The sequence below is a fragment of the Cellulomonas sp. EB106-03-03-XG116 genome (genome assembly GCF_058792015.1).
This window is the reverse complement of sequence record NZ_JBYTEP010000004.1, coordinates 1-21,631: the sequence shown is the minus strand read 5'-3', so window position 1 is coordinate 21,631 and position 21,631 is coordinate 1. Positions and strand designations below refer to the sequence as shown.

Genomic DNA, 21,631 nt, shown 5'->3' with positions numbered 1-21,631 from the left:
TACCCACCACGGGGATAATCGCGACGTGCGCTACCGGACCGCTGCGGGGACCGTCGTGGGCGCGGTGGTCCTCGCCGTGCTCGGGGCGCTCATGGGCCCGCAGTGGGCCCCGGTGCCGCTGACGGACCCGCTGACGGTGCAGGCGCAGTCCACGGCGATCACCGGCGCGCCCGCGCTCGGCACCTACCCGGTGCAGGAGTCGGTGCTCACCGTGCAGCTCGACGGGGCGGACGTCGAGGCGCGGCTGCTCGTGCCCGTCGGCGTCGAGGGCGACGTGCCCGCCGTGGTGTTCGTGCACGGTGCGGGGACGGGGAGGTTCGAGGACGCGTTCGTCGACCAGGCGCGCTCGCTCGCCGAGGCCGGCGTCGCGACGCTGGTGCCGAACAAGCGGCTCGACACCTACACGCTGCGGCACCGCGACTACGTGGCGATGGCCGACGACTACCTGCGCTCGTGGGACCTGCTCCGGGGCCTGCCCGGGATCGACCCGGACCGGGTCGGCGTGTACGCGGAGAGCGAGGGGGCCTGGATCGCGCCGGTGATGGCCGCCGAGCAGCCCGGCATCGGGTTCGTCGTGCTGGCCTCCGCGCCGGTGGTGCCGCCCCGGCAGCAGGCCGCGTTCGCGGTCGACTCCTACCTGCGGAACACCGGCGTGCCGCAGCAGGTGTTCCGGGCGATCCCGCGGGCGGTCGGCATGTCGCTGCCCGGCGGCGGGCTTGACTACGCGGACTTCGACGTCGCGCCCTACCAGCGCCGGATGAGCCAGCCGGTGCTGGTCGTCTACGGCACCGCGGACGCCTCGATGCCGGTGGTGCAGGGCGCCGAGCAGATCATCCGGGACCTGGCGATCGCCGGGAACACCGACTACACCGTGCGCTACTACCGGGGCGCCGACCACGGCATCCGGGTGGACGAGGTCGTGGCCCCCGCGTTCCTGCACGACCTCGTGGGCTGGGTCCAGGGGCTGCCGGCGACCGCCTCGGCCGCCCCGCGGATCGCCGGCGAGCAGCCGGAGCAGCTGTACTGGGCCGGCCCCGTCCCGCAGCCGCGGTGGCTGGGCGACGGCGACGTGCTGCTGTTCCTGGTCGCGGGCGCGGTGGGGGTGCTCGTGCTGCTGCCGGTCGGCCGGCTCGCCGTGGTCGGGGTCCGGCGGGTCCGCGGCCGCGAGCCGGGGCCGGGGCGCGACCGCGCGCTGACCCGGCGGCTCGCGCTGCTGTCCGCGGCCTCGGTGGCGACGGTCGTGGCGCTGGTCTGGTACCTGGTCGCGGTCGCGCGGCTCGCGGTCGGCTACGAGCGCAACGGCTGGATCGTGCAGGGCGGCTGGATCGCGGTGCGCGTGCTCGGCCTGGTCGCCGTCTCCGCCGCGGCGGCCGTCGTGGTGCGGCTGCGGCGGCTGCGCCGGGCGGGCGAGCCGATGGCGCACGGCGTGCTCGGGCACGTCCTGCTGTGGGGGACCTGCGCGGCCAGCGCGGCCCTGCTGGTGGTCCTCGCGTACTGGGGCGTGTACCAGCTCGGCATCTGAGGGTGTGGACGATGCGGTGCGTGGCGCCGCGACCAGGCACCATGGTGCCTGCCAGGGCGACGAGGGGAGAGCACGGGTGCGGACGACGTGGGGTTCGGCGACCGACCGCGGGCGGGTGCGCGCGCTGAACGAGGACGCGCTGCTGGCGCACCCGCCGGTGTTCCTCGTCGCCGACGGCATGGGCGGGCACGAGGCGGGCGACGTCGCCAGCCGGCTCGCGGTCGAGGAGTTCGGCGCGCTCGCCGGCCGGGCCGCGGTCGACCCGTCCGACCTGCACGCGTGCTTCCGCAGCGCCGCGCGCCGGATCCGCGGGGCGTTCGAGCGCCGCGAGGGCGGCACGACGGTCGCCGGCGTCGCCCTCGGCGAGCACGACGGCGCCGCGCACTGGCTGGTGTTCAACGTCGGCGACTCGCGCGTCTACCGGTGGGCGGACGGCGAGCTCGCGCAGCTCACCGTCGACCACTCGGTGGTCCAGGAGCTCGTCGACTCCGGCACGCTGAGCCGGGACGCCGCCGAGCAGCACCCGGAGCGGCACGTGCTGACCCGCGCGCTCGGCACCGGCGCCGACCCGGAGCCCGACTACTGGACGCTGCCCGCGCGCCCCGGCGACCGGCTGCTGGTGTGCTCCGACGGCGTGACCGGCGAGCTCGCCCCCGCCGACCTGGCCGACGTGCTGCACCGCGTGCCGGGCGCCGCCGCGGCCGCCGCCGAGCTCGTGCGCCGCGCGGTCGAGGCGGGCGGCCGGGACAACGCCACGGCCGTCGTCGTGGACGCCCTGGGTGACGAGCCGGACGGGACGGATTCACCCGGATGGCTCGCGTTCGGCACCGCTCCTGCCGATAGGACGTGGGACGAGACGGTCGACGGGGCCACCATCCCGCGACCGCGAAGCCACCAGGAGGACCGTCGGTGATCGTGCCCGAGTACACCCCCGGCGAGTGGTACGCCGTCGTCGCGGGAGGCGTCGTGCTGCTGCTCGCCCCGTCGACCCCGCCCGAGGTCGTGCGCGACGTCTGGGCCACCGCCCCCGAGCGCGGCGGCGGCCTCGGCGCGCAGCTCGACGCCCTGGTGCGGCACGGGCTCGGCGGCCTGCACCCGTTCGCGGCGGTCGACCTGGCCGGCGGCAAGGTGCACACCGCGCTGCGCGGCGACGTGGAGGTCGAGGTCGTCCGCGGCACCCGCGCCGAGGTGCTGTCCGCGCCCGAGGTCGTGTCCTGGTCCGAGCGCTCCGTCGGCTCGGCCGAGGAGGTCACCGTCCGGGTGTCCGGCGCGGGCCGCGGCCCCGCCCTGCCCATCGTCAGCGGCGTGGTGCGCGCCTCCCGCGTGCGCGTGCGGCTGACGGGCGCCGAGCCGGCGCGCGAGGCCGAGACCGCGCCGTCCGAGCCCGTCGTGCGGTCCGCGGCGCCGACGCCGGTCGCCGTGGCGCGCGCGCGTGCGGCGGCGGTCGAGGACGCCGCGCCGGCGCCGGCCGAGGTCGAGGCCGAGCCGGTCCCCGCGGTCGAGGCGGCCGCCGTGGCCGAGCCGGTCCCCGCGGCCGCGTCCGCGGACGTGCCGTCCGGCACCGAGGTCGTCGAGGGCACTCCCGCGCCGGCCGAGGTCGTCGAGGGCGAGCTCGTCGAGGCCGAGGTGGTCGAGGAGGACGCGCCCGCGGAGGACGCGCCCGCGGAGGACGCGCCCGCCGAGGACGCGCCCGCCGAGGTCGAGGAGCACGACGCCGTCGCCGAGGCCCCCGCGCCCGCCCCGGCCCCGTTCCCCGCCCCGGCGCCCGCGCCACCCGCGCCGCCCGCCGCCGGGGGCCCCGTGCTCCCGTCGCCGGCCCAGCCCTACGTGCCGCCGGCCGCCCCGGCGCTGCCCGGCCCCGCGTCCGCCGACGACCACGACGGCCTGACGATCCTCAGCGGCGAGCTGGCGTCGATCCGCCAGCACCTGCCGTCCTGGGCGGTCTCCCAGACCGGCGACTGGCCGTCGGGCCCGGTCGTGCCCACGCCGACGCCGGCGCCCGGCGTCTCGGGCGCCCTGCCCGTCACCGCCGCGCCCACGGCGCAGCTGCCGGTGCCCCGGCTCGCCCTGTCCACCGGCGCGCTCGTGCCCGTCGACGCCGTCGTCCTGATCGGCCGCGCGCCGCAGGCCGACCGCGCGCCCGACGGCGCCGAGGCGCGGCTCGTCACGGTGCCGAGCCCGGAGCAGGACATCTCGCGCACCCACGCCGAGGTCCGTCTCGAGGCCGGCCGGGTGCTGGTCACGGACCTGTACTCCACCAACGGCATCACCGTCGCGACCGGCGCCCTGCCGCCGCGGCGCGTCACCGCGGGCGAGCCCGTCGCGGTCGCGGAGGGGGACGTCGTCGACCTGGGCGACGGCGTGACGTTCACCGTGGAGCCGGGTGCGTGAACCGACGGCGTGAGGCCTCGCAGCCGCCGCACCTGCCCGGATACGCGGTGCAGCGGCTGCTGGGCTCGGGGGGCTCGGCCGACGTCTTCCTGTACGAGCAGGACCTGCCGCGGCGGCCGGTCGCGGTCAAGGTGCTGCTCGGCAGCGTGGACGCGGAGGCGCGAGAGGCGTTCGAGCGCGAGGCGGACCTGACCGCCCGGCTCTCGCACCACCCGTCGATCGTGACGGTGTACCAGGCGGGCGTGGCCGGCGACGGTCGGCCGTACCTGGTGATGGAGTACTGCGCGCGGCCCGGCCTCGGGCAGCGGTACCGCAGCGAGCGGTTCGAGGTCGCCGAGGTGCTCGAGCTCGGCGTCCGGCTGGCCTCCGCGGTGGAGACCGCGCACCGCGCCGGGATCCTGCACCGGGACATCAAGCCCGGCAACGTGCTGACCAACGACTTCGGCCGGCCGGTGCTCACCGACTTCGGCATCGCCTCGACGGTCGACGCGGGCGGCCCGGCCGTCGGCATGTCGATCCCGTGGGCGGCGCCCGAGCTGCTCGCGGTCGACCCGCACGGCGACGCGCGGTCCGACGTGTACTCGCTCGCCGCGACGCTGTTCTCCGCCCTCGCGGGACGGTCGCCGTTCGAGCGCCCCGGCGGCCCGAACGAGGCCGCCGACCTGGTCGGGCGCATCGAGCGGGGCGCCCCGGTGCCGTTCGCCCGCGACGACGTCCCCGACCGGCTGCGCACCGTGCTCGCGCGGGCGATGGCCCGGGAGCCGCAGCAGCGGCACGCCCGGGCGCTCGACCTCGCGCAGGACCTGCGGGCCGTGCAGGCCGACCTGGGGCTGCCGGTCACCGCACCCGACGTCGACGACCACGCCGGCCCGGCCGGCGCCCCGGTCGCCGGTGCCGCGGCCCCCGCCGACGCCACGCGCGTCCGGCCGGTCGTCGAGGTGGCGCCGCACGCCGCGCCCTCGGCCGCGGCGCCCGGCGCCCCCGCCGTGCCCGCGCGCCCCGCCGCGCCCGTCGGCCCGCCCCTCGACCTCGGCTCCGGCCCGGAGGCGACCCGGCTGCGGCCCGTCGTCGCGGTGCACCCCGGCGCCGTGCCCGGTGCCGCGGCCGCCCCCACCGGTGCGCCCGGCGCCGCTCCCGGCCCCGAGCTCGTCGCCGCCCCCGTGCACGAGGTGCACCCCGGGTCGGCCGGCCGGTCCCGCACCGGCCGCGTGCTCGCCGCCGTCGGGTCCGTGCTCGCGATCGCCGCGGCCGTCGTCGCGGTCGTGCTGCTGGCGAACCGGCCCGAGACCGACCCCGGGCCGGCCGCGGGCACCGAGTTCCCCGGGCCCGCGAGCACCCTCGGCCAGACCGTGCCCGCGCCGACCAACCTGTTCGGCGCGCGCCAGGCCGACGGCACGGTCGTGTTCACCTGGACCAACCCCGAGCCGCAGGACGGCGACACCTACCTCTGGGGGCTGCGCACCGCCACCGGCGAGCCGCAGCTCCAGATCGTCGAGGAGCCCACCGTGACCGTGACCCCGCCCGCCGAGGGCGGCGAGGTGTGCCTCGAGGTCTCCGTCGTGCGCGCGGACCGCCGCGCGTCGACCGTGCCCGCGGAGGGCTGCGCCGCGTGAGGACCCCCTGGAACCGCAAGAAGGTCGCGTCCACCGCGGCCGTCGTCACCGTGCCCGCGGTGCTGGCCACGCTCGCCCTGGTCAACCCCGGGTTCCCGCTCGCGCAGGTCGACCTCAACGACGGCGCCGTGTGGCTGACGTCCACCAGCACGCTGCAGGTCGGCCGGTACAACGCCCAGGTCGAGGAGCTGAACGCCGGCCTGGTCGCCAGCAGCACCGAGTTCGACGTGCTCCAGGACGCCGGCGACGTGCTGATCGTGGAGGCCGGGACGCTGACCGTCGTCGACCCCGCCGGGGTCACCGCCGCGGCGCAGGTCGCGGTGCCCGCGGGCGCCCAGGTGTCGATGGCCGGCGGCACCGTCGCGGTGATGGACACCGACGGCCAGGCGTGGGTGCGCACGTTCGACGACCTGCCGATGCTCCAGGTGACCGCCGACGAGCCGGACGCCGACGTCGGCGCCGGCGGCGTCGTCACGGCCTCGGTCACCGGGGACGCGTTCGCCGTCGCGGGGGCCACCGGCGAGGTCACGCGGCTCACGCCGACCTCCGGTGGCGCCGCCGCCGCGGAGGAGGCCCCCGCGCTGGGCGGCCCGGTCGAGGCGCTCACCGCCGTGGGCGACGTGCCGGTCGGACTCGACGGCGACACCGTCCGCACCCCCGGAGGGTCGAGCGCGCTCGGGATCGCCCAGCCCGTGCTGCAGCAGCCCGGTCCCGCCGCGAGCACCGCGCTGGTCGCGGGCAGCACCGGCCTGGTCGAGGTCGCGGTGTCGTCCGGCGAGGTCGCCGCCGAGCACGAGGCCGGCGGGGCGGGCACCCCCGCGGCGCCCGTGCGGGTCGGCTCCTGCGCGCACGCCGCCTGGCCCACCCCGACGCACAACTACCTCGAGCTGTGCGCGGACGCGGAGCCGCGGCTGGCCGACCTCGACGGCGTGACCGCCACGGACCACCTGGTGTTCCGGGTGAATCGCCAGGTCGTCGCGCTGAACGAGACCGTCGACGGCCGGCTCTGGCTGCCCCTGGAGGACACCGAGCTCCGCGAGCCCGACTGGTCGGACGTCGTGCCGGAGGAGAAGCCCGAGGACGACACCGACCGGGCCGAGGGCGACCGGACCACCCAGCAGCTGGTCCCCGAGTGCTCGCCGACCAGCGCCGCCCCGAACGCCGTGGACGACCAGTTCGGCGTCCGCGCGGGACGGACCACGATCCTGCCGGTCATCGACAACGACACCTCGTCCGACTGCGGCATCCTCGTGCTTAGCGAGGTCGACCCGCTGCCCGCCGAGCTCGGCACGCTGCAGCAGGTGTACGGCGGGCGGGCGCTGCAGGTCACGGTGCCCGCCGACGCGACGGGGTCGGCGACGTTCGCCTACTCGATCAGCGACGGCCGCGGCACCACCGCGCCGTCGACCGCGCAGGTCACGCTGACCGTCCGCGACGCGTCGCTGGACGAGCCGCCGGTGCAGGACCGGACCGGCGAGATCCGCGTCGAGCAGGGCGCGACGGCGACCTACCCCGCGCTCGCCGACTTCTCGGACCCCGACGGCGACCCCCTGACGCTGGTCGGCGCGAGCGCCGAGAAGGGCACCGCGCGGTTCCGCCAGGACGGCACGCTCAGCTACGTCGCCGACGGGGGCGAGCTCGGCCGCGACGTCGTGCACGTCGTCGTGTCGGACGGCACGTCCACCACCGAGGGCACCGTCGACGTCGACGTCCGGGCCATCGGCTCGCTCGACCTGCAGATCGACCCGGTGCACGCCGTCACCTACGTGGACCAGGACGTCCAGCTGCGCCCGCTCGACGCGGTGCGCACCTTCGGCGCCGAGCAGCCGCGGCTGGCCGGCGTCGAGGACGTGCAGGGCACGACGGTCACGCCCGACCTGGAGGCCGGGACGTTCGGCTTCCGCGCCGCGCAGGCCGGCACCTTCTACGTGAGCTTCACGGTGACCGCCCCGCCGCAGCAGGCCACCGGCGTCGCGCGGATCGACGTGCGGGAGCGGCCGGAGCAGGCCGAGCCCCCGGTCGCGGTCGCCGACGACGCCTGGCTGCCCGCGGGCGGCGAGACCACCGTCGACCCGCTGGCCAACGACACCGACCCGGCGGGCGGCGTCCTGGTGCTGCAGAGCGTGTCCGCGCCTGACGGGCTGCGGGTCGCGGTGCGGCAGCGCACCCTCGTGACCATCTCGGCGGTGGGCGCGCTGGCCGAGCCGGTCACGCTGCAGTACGTCGTGTCGAACGGGACCTCCAGCGCCACCGGGCAGATCCTGGTCCGCCCGGTGCCGGCCTCCGCCACCCCGCAGCCACCGGTGGTGCCGAACGTGACCGCCGACGTCCGGACCGGGGGTGTCGTCACGATCCCGGTCCTCGAGGGCGCGTCGGACCCGGACGGCGACGCCATCGCCCTGAAGCCGGAGCTGGCCGAGCCGCTCGGCGACGGCGAGGGCCTCATGTTCGTCTCGGGCGACAACCTGCGGTACCAGGCTCCGTCGTCCCCGATGACCGTGCACGCCACGTTCGTCGTCCAGGACGCGACCGGCATGGAGACGGCCGCGACCGTCACCGTCCGGGTGCACGAGTCCGACCCCGAGACCAAGGCGCCGCCGAAGCCCCGCGCCCTCACCGCGCGGGTGTTCGCGGGGGAGACCGTGCGGATCCCGGTGCCGCTGGTCGGCATCGACGCGGACGGCGACGGCATCACGCTCCTCGGCGTCGCCTCCGCCGGCACCAAGGGCCGGGTCACCACCGTCGGCGCCGACTTCCTGGAGTACGAGGCGCTGCCCGACGAGGCCGGCACCGACACCTTCACCTACGCCGTCGAGGACTGGACCGGCCAGCGCGCCGTCGCCACCGTGCGCGTGGGCATCGCCGCGCGCCCGGGCGACAGCAACCGCGTGGTCGCGCGCGACGACACCATCACCGTCCGCCCGGGTCAGACCGTCGAGGTCCGGGTCCTGGAGAACGACACCGACGTGCTCGGCGGCGAGCTCGCCGTCCGGGAGGACCTGGAGGTCGACGAGGGCATCACCGCCTCGCTGTCCGGCAACCGGGTCGTCGTCCGGGGCGACGCCGCGGGCGTGTTCAACATCGGCTACACGGCCGTCAACGAGCGCGGGGCCGTCAACGGCGCCGTGCTGTCCGTGACCGTCGACCCGGACGCGCCGGTGCTCGCGCCGATCGCGCGCGACGTCGTCGTGCCGCCGGTCGACACCGTCGGGCGGACCAGCGTCGACGTCGACGTGCTCGGCGTCGCGCAGAACCCGAGCGGGCCGCTCGGGGACCTGCGCGTCTCCGTGCCGGGCAGCGCGTCGTCGGTGGCCACCGTGCGGGGCGACGGCACCATCACGGTCACCCTCGCCGAGACCGCCCAGACCATCCCGTACCTGCTGACCAACACCACCGCGGAGGACGTCAGCTCCTACGCGTTCATCTCGGTGCCCGCGCTCGGCTTCTTCCCGCCGACCGCCCGACCGCGCGCGCCCGAGCTCCGGGTCGCCGGCGGCGAGACCCTGACGATCCCGCTCGGCGAGCAGGTCCAGGTCGCGCCGGGGCGGACCGCGCAGGTCGCGGACGCCACCGCCGTCACGGCCACCCGGTCCGACGGCTCGCCGCTGGTCGCCGACTCCACCACCGTGCAGTTCCGGCCCGCCCCGGGCTACGTCGGACCGGCGTCCATCACCGTGCCGGTCACCGACCGCACCGGGGCGGGGGACACCTCCGCCCGGACGTCGGTCATCACGCTGCCGATCACGGTCTACACGCTCGACGACTACCCGCCGACGTTCGTGCCCTCGACGCTGGAGGTCGGGCCCGGCGAGGCGCCGACCACGGTCGACCTCCAGGCCTTCACCCAGGGCGTCGAGGGCGCGTCCGGCGCGGACACCTTCACGTACCGGCTGACCGGGGACGCGCCCGCCGGCTTCACCGTCTCGCTCCAGGGCAGCCGGCTGTCGGTCGCGTCCGACGTCGGCACCCCCAAGGGCACCCGCGGCACGCTGCCGATCGAGCTCGGCTACGGCCGCGCCGGGAAGATGGCCGTCCAGGTCGAGGTGCGGACCGTCGCGAGCACCCGGCGCGTCGCCGTGCTCCAGGACAAGGTCGTCAACGACGCCGTCCAGGGGCAGGAGCGCGTGGTCGACGTGCTCGCCGGCGCGTCCAACCCGTTCCCGGACCAGCCGCTGCGCGTCGTCGGCGTCACCGTCGAGACCCCCGGCGCCGGCACCGCGTCGGTGTCCGGCTCCGAGGTCGTCGTCCGGCCCGCCGCCGAGCTCGTCGGGCAGATGGTCGTGCGGGTGCGCGTCCGGGACGCCACGGACGACAGCGCCCGCGAGGTCGCGTCCAGCATCACGCTGCGCGTGCGGGGGAAGCCGGCCACGCCGGACGCCCCGCGGGTCGGCGAGGTCCGCGACGGCACCGTGGTGCTGTCCTGGACGGCGCCCGACGGCCGCGGCGAGCCGATCCGGGGCTACAAGGTCACGGCGAGCGCGGGCGGCCCGACGACGTCCTGCGCCAGCACGACGTGCACCATCACCGGGCTCACGAACAACGTCGAGTACACCTTCACGGTCGCGGCGGAGAACGCCGTCGGCTGGTCCGACCCGAGCCCGGCGTCCGCCGTGGCGCGGCCGGACACCGTGCCGGACACCCCGGCCGCCCCGTCGCTCCAGTGGGGCGACCAGGAGGTCACGGCGACGTGGGCGGTGCCGAACTCGAACGGGTCGCCGGTGTCGTCGTACACGCTGATGATCTCGCCCGCGCCGCCGGGCGGCTCGCCGTCCGTCACGACCAGCGGGACGTCGTACACGTTCCGCGGGCTGAGCAACGGGACCGCGTACACGGTGCAGGTGCGGGCGCACAACCGCGCGCCCGAGCCGAGCGCGTGGAGCGCGGCGTCGGCCCCGGCGACGCCGGCGGCTCCGCCGGAGGCCCCGGTCGTGTCGGCGACCCCCGTCGCCTCGGACGAGGGCCGTCGGATCGACGTGTCGTGGACGCCGCCCGCGAACAACGGCGCGGAGGTCGACCGCTACCGGCTGGTCATCTCGGGCGGGCCCGGCGAGGGCGAGTTCCTGCTGTCCGCGTCCCAGACCACGTACGCCCTGGTGGGCGCGCGGAACGGCGCGACGTACACCTTCCGCGTGACCGCGCACAACAAGGCGGACTGGGGCAAGACCGGCGAGACGAGCGCGGTCGCGTTCGGCGTGCCGGGGACCCCGTCCGCGCCGACGTTCGTCGACGCGTCGTCCGACGCGGACGCCGGGCAGGGCTGGCTCCGCGTCGAGTGGTCCGAGGCCGACTGGAACGGCTCGCCCATCGTCCGCTACGAGGTCACCTCGACCTCCGGGTCGGTGCAGGTCGACGGGCGCCGGGCGACCATCTGGGGCCTGCCCGGGGGTGCGCGGCCGGCGGTGCAGGTCCGTGGGTGCAACGTGCGCGGCTGCGGCGCCTGGAGCACGACCTACCAGACACCGGACCCCAGCCCCGTGCGGACCCGACCCGCGGCGCCGACGAACCTCGCCTTCACGACGTCCGCGTCGAGCGGCCAGGGCCGACCGGACCAGGCGCAGCTGTCGTGGGCCGTCCCGACCGACCAGGGCGGGCGGACGGTGGTGAACTACGAGTTCCAGCTGTCGGGCGACCGGCTGAACACGGCCTCGGGCCAGACCGCCGCGACCAACGTCGCGGTGAACCCCCTCAGCTGGCGCGGGAACGCGCAGAGCGGCGTGACGCTGACCCTCCGGGTCCGCGCGCAGACCGAGGCCGGCTGGGGCCCGTGGAGCGAGATCTCCCAGCGCGTCGACTGGACGGACCCGGCGCCCGAGACGCCGCCGGACCCCGGGGGCGGATCCGACACCGGCGGTTCCTCGCCGTGACGCCCGGCCTGCCGATCGGGTGATGGGCCCGCACGACACGACACCACGACAGACAGCACCGACAGGAGACACCCCCCGATGACCCCCGAGCAGTCCGCCTGGTTCGCCGAGACGTTCGCCGGCCTCGTGGGCAACGTGTCCCGCGCGGTCCTGGGTGCCGACCGCCCGGTGCGGCTCGTGCTGACCGCGATGGTCGCCGAGGGCCACGTGCTGCTGGAGGACGCCCCGGGCACCGGCAAGACGTCGCTGGCCAAGGCGATCGCGGCGTCGGTCCAGGGCACCCACCAGCGCATCCAGTTCACCCCGGACCTGCTGCCCAGCGACGTCACCGGCGTGACGATCTGGGACCAGGGCGCGCGCACGTTCCAGTTCCACCCGGGCCCGGTGTTCACCTCGGTGCTGCTGGCAGACGAGATCAACCGCGCCTCGCCGAAGACGCAGTCCGCGCTCCTGGAGGTCATGGAGGAGGGCCACGTCACGGTCGACCGGGACACGCACCCCGTGGGCCGGCCGTTCGTCGTGATCGCGACCCAGAACCCGATCGAGCAGGCGGGCACCTACCGGCTGCCGGAGGCGCAGCTCGACCGGTTCCTGGTGCGCACCTCGCTGGGCTACCCGGACCGCACCGCGACCGTGGAGATCCTGTCCGGCGCGCGGGACCGCACCCGGGAGCTCGACGCGGTGGTCACCACGGCGGGCGTGGTCGAGATGGCGGAGCTCGCGCAGACGGTGCACGTCGACGGCTCGGTGCTGGACTACGTCGCGCGGCTGATCGAGGGCACCCGCGAGGACCCGCAGACCTCCCTGGGCGCGAGCGTCCGCGGCGGCCTGGCGCTCGTCCGCGCCGCGCGGGTGCAGGCCGCGGCCGCGGGTCGCGCCTACGTGATCCCGGACGACGTGAAGGACCTCGCGGTGCCCGTGCTGGCGCACCGCCTCGTGCTCGACCCCGAGGCCGACTTCCTCGGTGCGACGACCACCCAGGTGGTCGAGCGCGTCCTGTCCGCGACCCCGCCGCCGGTGGCGCGCGCGTGACCAGGGTCGGGGTGCACCCGGGAGGCGCGGCGTGAGGCGGTCGCGCACCCGGCTGTCGGGCGTGGGCTGGGGCGCGGGGCTGCTCGGCGCGGCCGCCGCGGCCGCCGGCGTGCTGCTCGGCTGGGTCGAGCTGGCGGCGCTGGGCGCCGTCGGCGTCGTGGCGCTGCTGGTCGCGCTCGCGATGACCTGGGGCCGGCTGCCGCACGCCGTGCGGCTCGACCTCGCGGACCGGCGGGTGCGCGTGGGGGAGCGGGCGTTCGGCGGGGTGGTCGTGTCGGCCCCCGGCGGCCGGCGGACGCGCGCCGTGCGCCTGGAGCTGCAGGTCGGCGAGGGCCGGGCCGAGCTCGAGGTGCCGTCGCTGGCCCCGGGCACGGAGCACGAGGAGCTGTTCGCCGTCCCGACCGACCGGCGCGCGGTCGTGACCGTCGGCCCGGTGCGCGCGGTGCGCGGCGACGCGCTCGGGCTCGCCACCCGGCACGCGGTGACCACGGGCTCCGAGGAGCTGTACGTGCACCCGCGCGTCGTCATGCTCACCGGCGCGGACGCGGGCCTGCTCCGCGACCTGGAGGGCGGGTCCACCCGCGACCTGTCGGACATGGACCTGGCGTTCCACGCGCTGCGCGACTACGTCGTCGGCGACGACCGCCGGTCGATCCACTGGCGCACCACCGCGCGCCGCGGGCAGCTCACCGTCAAGCAGTACGAGGACACCCGCCGCACCCAGACGGCCGTCGCCCTCGCCACCGACCCCCGGGACTACCGGCACGGCGAGGACGACGCGGAGCTGGAGCTCGCGGTCAGCGTGGTCGCGTCGCTCGGCGTGCACGTGCTGGCCGAGGAGCACCCGCTCGCGGTGCTCGCCGGTCCCGGGCGGGTGCGCACCACCGCGCGCCGCCCGCTGCTCGACGACTGCTCCGGCATCACCTGCGGGCCCGACGGCACCGGGTCCCGGCTGCTCGGCCGCCGGGTCGCCCGCGAGGCGCCGGACGTGACGCTCGCGTTCCTGGTCACCGGGTCCGTCGTGCCCGCGGCGGACCTGCGCGCCGCCGCCCGGCACGTCCCCGAGGGCACCCGGACGCTCGTGGTGAGCTGCGTGCCCGGCGCCGAGGTCGAGGTCCGCACGCAGCGCACGCTGAGCCTGGTGCGCCTGGGCTCGCTCGACGACCTGCCCCGCGCCCTGCGTCTGGCGGCGGCGGCATGACGACGACCACCGAGAACCCCCTGGCGCCCGGCGCCGCCGCGCCCGGTGCCCCGGACGCCGCCCCCGGCGTGCCGACGCCGCCCGGGCCGCCGTCGTCCGGCCGCCGTCGTCCCGGCGGCTCCGGGCAGCCCGCGGGCGCCGAGCGCCCGCGCCGCGGCGTGCCCCGGGGCGGACGGGCGGTCGTCGACGTGCTCGTGCTCGCCGGCGGGGTCCTCGCCGCGCTGACCCCGCTGCTGCCCGTGTACGGCGGTTCGGTGCTGCTGGCCCCGGTGGTCGGCGGCGTCGTGCTCGGCGCGGCCGCGGGCGTGCTGTCGGCGTGGGCGCGCTGGTCGCCGCCCGTGACCACGGCCGTGCTGCTCGCGGTCACCGTCGTGCTCGGCGGGCCGCTCGCGACGCCGGACCAGACGGTCGGGGGCGTCGTGCCGACGCTCGCGTCCATCGTGTCCGTGGTCCGCGGGTCGGTGCTGGGCTGGAAGGACGTGCTGACCCTGCAGCCGCCGCTGGGCGGCTCGGGCTGGCTGCTGGTCCCGCCGTACCTGCTCGCGGTCGTGGGGACCGCGGTCGCGGTGCGGCTCGCGCTGGGCTCCGGCCGCGCCGCGTCGGCCGCCGCCCTGATCCCGCCCGTGGTCCTCACCGGCGCCGTGCTGCTCGGCACGCACACCACCGTCGCCCCGGTCGCGGTCGGCGCCGCGATCGCCGTCGTCCTGCTGGTCTGGGCGTCCTGGCGGTCCGGCCGGCTGCGGGCCCGGCGCCCGGTCGCGCTGGTGCTCCTGGTCGCGCTCGCCGGCGGCGCGGGCGTCGCGGCGGGCACGGCGGTCGAGTCGAACCGGGACCGGTACGTGCTGCGCGACGCGCTGCTGCCGCCGTTCGACCCGCGCGACTACGCCAGCCCGCTGTCCGCGTTCCGCAAGTACGTGAAGGACGACGACACCGTCGAGCTGTTCACGGTCGAGGGGCTGCCCGCGGGCGCCCGGATCCGGCTCGCGACCTTCGACCGGTTCGACGGCGTGGTGTGGAACGTGGCCGGCGACGGCTCGTCCCGGGCCTCGGGCCAGTTCCGCCGGGTCGGCGAGGTGGTGAGCGAGCAGGCCGTGGAGGAGGCCGACGCCGTCGAGGCGTCCGGCACCGGCGGCGAGCGCGCGGAGGTGCGGGTCCGGGTCGACGGGCTCATGGGCGTGTGGCTGCCGACGGTCGGCGACGCGGTGTCGGTGCGGTTCGACGACACCGAGGCCCAGTCCCGGCTGCGGTTCAACGACGCGACCGGCGCGGCGGTGCTCACCGGCGGCCTCGACGAGGGGCTGTCCTACCGCCTCGACGCGGTCGTCCCGACGGAGCCCGACGACGAGCAGCTCGGCTCGGCCGCCGGCAGCGCGCTCGACCTGCCCGAGCCGCAGGGCATCCCCGACGCCGTGCCGACCGCGGCCGGCGACGCCGCGCGCGAGGCGGAGACGCCCGCCCAGGTCGCCCGGGCGCTCGAGCAGGCGCTCTCCGAGCGCGGGTTCTTCTCGCACGGGCGCACGGACCAGGGCGACTACCCGTCGCTGTCCGGGCACGGCGCCGACCGGGTGGCGACGCTGCTCGGCGGCGACCTCATGGTCGGCGACGACGAGCAGTACGCGTCCGCGATGGCCCTCATGGCCCGGGAGATGGGCCTGCCGGCGCGGGTGGTCATGGGCTTCGTGCCGGGCGACGACGAGGACGCCGCCGCGACGCCGGACGCGCCCCTGGACCCCGAGGCCCCCGTGGTGGTGACCGGCGCGGACGTGCACGCCTGGGTCGAGATCGCGTTCGAGGGGTACGGCTGGGTCACGTTCGACCCGACCCCGCCCGAGAGCCAGACGCCGCAGGACGAGCAGGAGACCAGCCAGGCCGACCCCGAGCCCCAGGTCGCGCAGCCCCCGCCGCCGCCCGCCCCGCCGGTCGACCCGCCCGCGGACGACACCGACCAGCCGCAGACGCAGGACGGCGACGACGAGTCGGCCCTGGCGGTCTGGCGGCGCATCGCGCTCGGCGTGGCCGCGGGGTCCGGCCTGCTGCTGGTGCTGCTCGCGCCGTTCCTCGTCATCGCGGGTCTCAAGGCCCGACGGCGGCGCCGGCGGCGGCGCGACCCCGTCCCGGTGAACCGGGTCGTGGGCGGCTGGCAGGAGGTGCTGGACCTGGCGACCGACCTGCGCCGCGACGTCGACCCGGTGGCCACCCGCCGCGAGGGCGCGCGGGCGCTGGACCGGGTGTTTACCAGCGCGCCGCTTCCGGAGGAGGGGCGCCGCCGGAAGCGTCCCGCCCCGGTGCCGGCCGGCCCGACGCCGGCCGGGGTCGAGGCGGGGGCCGCGGTGGTCGCGCTCGCCGGCCGCGCGGACGCGGCCGTGTTCGGCGCCGCGGCGCCGACGACCGCGGACGCCCGGGAGTACTGGGCGGACGTCGACCGCACGCTCGCGTCCATGCGGGCGGCGACGCCGCGCAAGGAGCGCTGGCGCGGACGGGTCGCGACCCGGTCGCTGCGCCGCTCGGAGCGGCGACGGGCCGCGGCGGCCGCCGACCGGGCGCGGCGGAGCGTGCCGGACGGCCGGGAGAAGCGGGGGACCTGGGGACGACGGGCACGACGAGCGGACGGAGCGGACGGATGAGCAGCACCACCGGCGGCGTGGTCCCGCCGAGCGCACCCCCTGCACCGGTCGGGCGCCGCGTCGCGGCGTACCTCGTCGACGCCGCGCTGACGTCGGTCGCGGCGGCGCCGCTGTGGCTCGCGTGGGCGCCGGCGTTCACGGCGACGGTGCGCGCGGCCGCGGCCTCGGGCTCCGGCACGCCGGTGGCCGAGCCCGCGGCGCCGTCCGGCGTGCTGCTCGCCGTCGGCGTGGTGCTGCTCGCCGCCTGGGGCGTCGCCCAGTGGGTCTGGAACGGCACCCGCGGCTGGACCGTCGGTCGCCGGCTGCTCGGCCTGCGGCTCGTCGACGTCCGATCCGGCCGGCCCGTCGGGCTCGGGCGGGCGTTCGTGCGGGCGCTGGTCGTCGCGCTGGGCTCGCTGGCGTGCGGCGTCGGCCAGCTGCTGGTGCTGCTGTCGCCCCTGTTCGACTCGTCCGGGCGCCGGCGCGGCTGGCACGACCGGGTGGGGGAGGGCGTCGTCGTCGACGTGCGCGGGCTCGTCCCCGCGCGCCGCGTGGCCGAGTGGCCGGCGCGCTCCGGCCGGACCGACGGGGCCGCGGCCGACGCCGCCGCCCGGCCCGCGGCGCACGGCGGGGACGCCCCGGCCTGGCCCTCGGTGCCGCACCCCGCGGGGCCGGGGGACGCGCACCCGGCCGGCTCGGCCGCCGCGGGCGGTGCGCCGACGGCCGACCCCACGCCGTCCGAGCCGACCCGCACGCGGTGGAGCGCGCTCGCCGCCGACCGCCGGCTCGACGCCCCGGGGCTCGTGCTGCCGCCGCTCGGCGGACCCGGCCTCGGCCCGGACCTCGACACCCGGCAGATCCCGGTCGTCCCGGCCGCCGTCGTGCCTGCGCACCCCGCGGCGCCCGTGCCGCTCGCACCCGGGCCGGACGTCGTCGCGCCCGCCGCGGGACCGGCGGCGCCGGCTCCTGCGCTCCCGTACCCGCCGGCCCCGGCGCCCGTCGCGGGGTCGGCGTACCCGCCGGATCCGGCGGCGCCCGCCGCGTCGCCCGTGTACCCGTCGGCCCCGGCGCCCGTCGTGGAGTCGCCGCACCCCGCCGCCCCGGTCCCGCCCGCCCCGGTCCCGCCCGCCCCGCCCGCCCCGGTCTCCGGCGAGCGGGCCGCGTGGCGCGACGCGCTCGGGCCCGTCCCGGGGCCCGCGCCGACCGAGCCGCCGACGCGCACCGGCCGGCACGCGGTCGTGCCGGCCGCGCCGGTGCACCCGGACTCGCCGGTGCCCGCGACGCCGCCCGCCCCGGTCGCGCCGCCCGCGCCGCCGTCGGGACCAGGCCCCGCGGCCGCCGCCGGCTGGCCGCCGCCCGCGCCCGCCCCGGCCGGCGCAGCCCCGCACACCCCGCACGCCGCCCCCGCCCCGACCGCCGCCGCGCCGCCGGTCCCGCCCGCCCCGTTCCCCGCCACGCCCCCGGCCCCCGCGCCGGGACCGGGCGCCGGGTGGGCGGTCCGGCTCCCGGACGGCACGGTCGCGGCGCTGGACGGCCCGCTGCTCGTCGGGCGCAACCCCGACCCGCAGGAGGGCGTCCGGACGGTCGCCGTGGCCGACCCGGGCCGCTCGGTGTCGAAGACGCACCTCATGCTGGGCGTCGACGAGCACGGGCCGTGGGTCGTCGACCGCGGCTCGACCAACGGCACGCTCGTGACGCTCGCGGACGGGCAGCGGATCGTCTGCCTGCCGGACCGGCGGGTGCGGCTCGCGGACGGCTCGCTGGTGGCGTTCGGCGACCTGGCGCTCGCCGTGGGGCTGCGCGCCTAGGGGCCTACGATGGCGCATGGGCCGCCTGCGGTCTGCTGCGACGATGCAGGACGTCGAGCTGGTCGACGTCGCTGGCGGGCCGCGCGCGCCCGGACGCCCCCGCACCTGGCTGCCGCCCTCCCCGCCCGACGAGCCGCCCGAGCCGGGTCCGCCCCGCTCGACCCGCCCGCGCCGCCGCCGGTGGGTCGCCGTGCTGGTCGTGGTCGCGCTGGTGGCCGCGGGCGTCGCCGTCGGCCGGGCCGCCGCCCCCGCGCCGCCCGCCGTCGTCGCCCCCGGCATGCTCGCCCCGCTGGACGGGCCGCCGTGGGCGCGCTGGCGGATCTCCGTGCCGCGGTCGGCCGACGTCCTCGCCGCGACCGGCGCGCTGGTCGTGTCCGGGGTCCGGGACCGGCGGTTCCAGGTGGCGGGCTACGACGAGGGCAGCGGCGAGCGGCTGTGGGCCCGCGACCTCGGGCGGGTCGCCGGCACCCGGCCGCTGACGGGCTGCCCGCACGCGGAGTCGGACGTCGGCCCGGTCGTGCTGTGCGTGGTCGAGCCGCCGGTGCTCCCCGGTGGCGGCTGGTCGCACGGCACGGTGCCGTTCCCCGCGCCCGACGAGCGCTGGGCGCAGATCTCCGCGCTCGACGCCGCCACCGGCGACGTGCTGGGCCGGTGGACGGTCTCGGGCCGGCTCGCCGCGGTGGACCGGGTCGGGGACGACCTGGTCGTGCTGCGGGTCGGTGCGGACGGCCACGCGCGGGTCGGCCGCTACGCCGGGGCGGACGGCCACCGCCTCTGGTGGTACCGCGGCACCACCCCGCTCCGGCTGCGCGAGGGGATCGTCAGCGGCTCCGAGCTGCGGGTGAACGAGTCGTTCGTGCTGCTGCAGGGCTGGTCGGCGACGGTGCTCGACGCGGCGGACGGCGAGGAGCTCACGGCGACGCCGCCCCGGTCGTTCGTCGTGGGGTCGCTGTCGGCCGACGTGTTCGGCACCTGGTCGAGCGCCCACGGCGGCGTCGTGCACGACCGGACCGGGCGCGCGCTGTTCTCGTCCCGCGCGCTGTTCCCGACGATCACGGCGTCCGACGGCGACCCGCCGGACGTGCTGGTCATGGACGAGGGCGGGACGCTCGTCGGCCGGTCGCTGCCGGACGGGGCGGAGCTGTGGCGCCACGACACGTACCGCGCCGTACGGGTGCAGGCCGGGGGGCACCTGCTGCTCCTCGGCGTCGACGGCTACCAGGTCGTCGCCGCCCGCACCGGGGTCCCGGAGTGGCAGTCGCCGGAGCGGGTGCTGATGTGGTGGGCGCCGCTCACCGACGGGACGACGGTGCTGGGCGCCGGCCGGTCGCCGACGGGCCGGCCGACGATGGAGGCCCGCCGGCTGTCGGACGGCGAGCTCGAGTGGGTGCTGCCGATCGAGGACGGCGTCCGGTCCGTGACCGCCGTCGGCGGGCACCTCGTGCTGCGGAGCCGGGACGAGGTGATCGCGCTCACCTGAGCCGTCCGCATGCTGAGCGGTTGCGGTCCGCCCGGTGGTGCGGAGTACAGTCGAACCGTGCTCACGCTTCGCAGCCTCCTTCTTCGCCGCCGCGACGAGGCCCTCTAGGCCGGATCCTCGTCGCGGTGTTCGGTGCGCCGGCTGACCCCAGCACCCCGCGAAGCGAAGGACCCCCGATGAGCTACCACACCCGCACCGCCCAGCAGCCCTCCGGCATGCCGGTGCACAAGTACCGCCCGTTCGCCGACCAGATCCGGGTCGAGCTGCCGGACCGCACCTGGCCGACGAAGCAGATCACGAAGGCGCCGCGCTGGTGCGCGGTCGACCTGCGCGACGGCAACCAGGCGCTGATCGAGCCGATGAACGCCGCCCGCAAGCTGGCGATGTTCGAGCTGCTGGTGCAGATGGGCTACAAGGAGATCGAGGTCGGCTTCCCGTCCGCCTCGCAGACCGACTTCGACTTCGTGCGGATGCTGATCGAGGAGGGTCGCATCCCCGACGACGTCGTCATCCAGGTGCTGACCCAGTCCCGCGAGCACCTGATCGAGCGGACCTACGAGGCCATCGCCGGCGCCAAGCAGGCCATCGTCCACCTGTACAACTCGACGTCCGTGCTGCAGCGCGAGGTCGTCTTCCGGTCCGACGAGGACGGCATCGTCGACATCGCGGTCTCCGGCGCCCGCCTGTGCAAGAAGTACGAGGAGAGCATCCCGGAGACCGAGGTGTTCTACGAGTACAGCCCGGAGTCGTACACCGGGACCGAGCTCGAGTTCGCGGTCCGGATCTGCAACGCGGTCCTGGACGTGTTCGAGCCGACGGCCGAGAAGCCCGTGATCATCAACCTGCCGGCGACGGTCGAGATGGCCACCCCCAACGTCTACGCCGACTCCATCGAGTGGATGGGCCGGCACCTGCGGTACCGCGAGAACGTCGTGCTGTCGCTGCACCCGCACAACGACCGCGGCACCGCCGTCGCGGCCGCCGAGCTGGGCTACCTGGCCGGCGCCGACCGCATCGAGGGCTGCCTGTTCGGCAACGGCGAGCGCACCGGCAACGTCTGCCTGGTCACCCTGGGCATGAACCTGTTCAGCCAGGGCGTCGACCCCGAGATCGACTTCTCCGTCGGCGGCGGCATCGACCACATCCGCCGGGTCGTCGAGTTCTGCAACCAGATGGCCGTCCCCGAGCGGCACCCGTACGGCGGCGACCTGGTGTTCACCGCCTTCTCCGGCTCGCACCAGGACGCCATCAAGAAGGGCCTGGACGCGATGGAGGCCCGGGCGGCGGCCGAGGGCAAGGACGTCGACGACATCGTCTGGGCCGTCCCGTACCTGCCGATCGACCCGAAGGACGTCGGCCGGTCGTACGAGGCGATCATCCGGGTCAACTCGCAGTCCGGGAAGGGCGGCATCAGCTACCTGATGAAGTCCGAGCGCGACCTGGACCTGCCGCGCCGCCTGCAGATCGAGTTCTCGCAGGTCGTCCAGCGGTACACCGACGCGCACGGCTCGGAGGTCACGGCCGACGTGCTGTGGCGGATCTTCACCGACGAGTACCTGCCGGTCGACGCCGCGTCCGACCTGGACGCCTGGGGCCGGTTCGCGCTCCGCGGGACCCGGACCACCAGCGCCGAGGAGGGCCCGGACACGCTCGCGGTCGACCTGGTCGACGGCGGCGTGGACCGCACGGTCGAGGCGTCCGGCAACGGCCCGATCGCGGCGTTCGTCGCCGCGCTCGACCAGGTCGGCGCCCGGGTGCAGGTGCTGGACTACGCCGAGCACGCGCTGTCCGCCGGCGGCGACGCCGCGGCCGCCGCCTACGTGGAGTGCGCGGTCGGGGACCGGACCCTGTGGGGCGTCGGGATCGACTCCTCGATCACCACCGCCTCCCTCAAGGCCATCATCTCGGCCGTCAACCGCGCCGAGCGCGAGGCCGCCACCGCCCGCTGATCCCGCGCGGGCCCCTGGACGGGGCCGGCTCCACCCCCGACCGGCCCCAGCGCCCGGTCCCGCCCGCCGCGCCCACCCGCGCGCGGCCGCGGGGCCGGGGGGGGGGGGGGGGGGGGGGGGGGGGGGGGGGGGGGGGGGGGGGGGGGGGGGGGGGGGGGGGGGGGGGGG

General features: G+C 77.4%; 11 protein-coding genes. All 11 read left to right on the top strand.

What is annotated here, in order from left to right:
• Positions 1-25 precede the first annotated feature (25 nt).
• The 11 genes from AC3WUG_RS02840 to leuA all read left to right on the top strand — a co-directional run bounded on the left by AC3WUG_RS02840 (position 26) and on the right by leuA (position 21,463).
• Complete coding sequence (locus tag AC3WUG_RS02840; protein WP_492326261.1) at positions 26-1,522, top strand: alpha/beta hydrolase family protein; 1,497 nt, start codon at positions 26-28, stop codon at positions 1,520-1,522.
• A gap of 76 nt (positions 1,523-1,598) precedes the next feature.
• Positions 1,599-2,435, top strand: a complete 837-nt coding sequence (locus AC3WUG_RS02835; RefSeq protein WP_492326260.1) for a PP2C family protein-serine/threonine phosphatase — start codon at positions 1,599-1,601, stop codon at positions 2,433-2,435.
• Positions 2,432-3,913 carry an FHA domain-containing protein gene (locus AC3WUG_RS02830; RefSeq protein WP_492326259.1) on the top strand — a complete coding sequence of 494 codons (1,482 nt, stop codon included), beginning with the start codon at positions 2,432-2,434 and terminating at the stop codon, positions 3,911-3,913. Before AC3WUG_RS02835 ends, AC3WUG_RS02830 begins: the two co-directional genes overlap by 4 nt.
• Positions 3,910-5,526: a protein kinase domain-containing protein gene (locus AC3WUG_RS02825; RefSeq protein WP_492326258.1), complete on the top strand. Its 1,617-nt coding sequence runs from the start codon at positions 3,910-3,912 to the stop codon at positions 5,524-5,526. The genes AC3WUG_RS02830 and AC3WUG_RS02825 overlap by 4 nt, the downstream gene beginning before the upstream one ends.
• The gene (locus AC3WUG_RS02820) at positions 5,523-11,390 is read left to right on the top strand and encodes an Ig-like domain-containing protein (protein WP_492326257.1); all 5,868 of its coding nucleotides are present in this window, start codon (positions 5,523-5,525) and stop codon (positions 11,388-11,390) included. Before AC3WUG_RS02825 ends, AC3WUG_RS02820 begins: the two co-directional genes overlap by 4 nt.
• A gap of 78 nt (positions 11,391-11,468) precedes the next feature.
• On the top strand, positions 11,469-12,422 hold the full coding sequence (locus AC3WUG_RS02815; protein WP_147793929.1) for an AAA family ATPase: 954 nt from the start codon (positions 11,469-11,471) through the stop codon (positions 12,420-12,422).
• Between the two features lie 31 nt (positions 12,423-12,453).
• A complete protein-coding gene (locus AC3WUG_RS02810; protein ID WP_492326256.1) occupies positions 12,454-13,623 on the top strand; it encodes a DUF58 domain-containing protein in 1,170 nt (389 codons plus the stop codon).
• Entirely contained in the window at positions 13,620-16,247 is a 2,628-nt protein-coding gene (locus tag AC3WUG_RS02805) for a transglutaminase TgpA family protein (RefSeq protein WP_492326255.1), read from the top strand. The genes AC3WUG_RS02810 and AC3WUG_RS02805 overlap by 4 nt, the downstream gene beginning before the upstream one ends.
• Entirely contained in the window at positions 16,244-18,034 is a 1,791-nt protein-coding gene (locus tag AC3WUG_RS02800; protein ID WP_492326254.1) for an RDD family protein, read from the top strand. The genes AC3WUG_RS02805 and AC3WUG_RS02800 overlap by 4 nt, the downstream gene beginning before the upstream one ends.
• A gap of 16 nt (positions 18,035-18,050) precedes the next feature.
• Positions 18,051-19,514, top strand: a complete 1,464-nt coding sequence (locus AC3WUG_RS02795; protein WP_492326253.1) for an outer membrane protein assembly factor BamB family protein — start codon at positions 18,051-18,053, stop codon at positions 19,512-19,514.
• A gap of 176 nt (positions 19,515-19,690) precedes the next feature.
• On the top strand, positions 19,691-21,463 hold the full coding sequence (gene leuA, locus AC3WUG_RS02790) for a 2-isopropylmalate synthase (protein ID WP_492326252.1): 1,773 nt from the start codon (positions 19,691-19,693) through the stop codon (positions 21,461-21,463).
• The last annotated feature ends 168 nt before the right edge of the window (positions 21,464-21,631 follow it).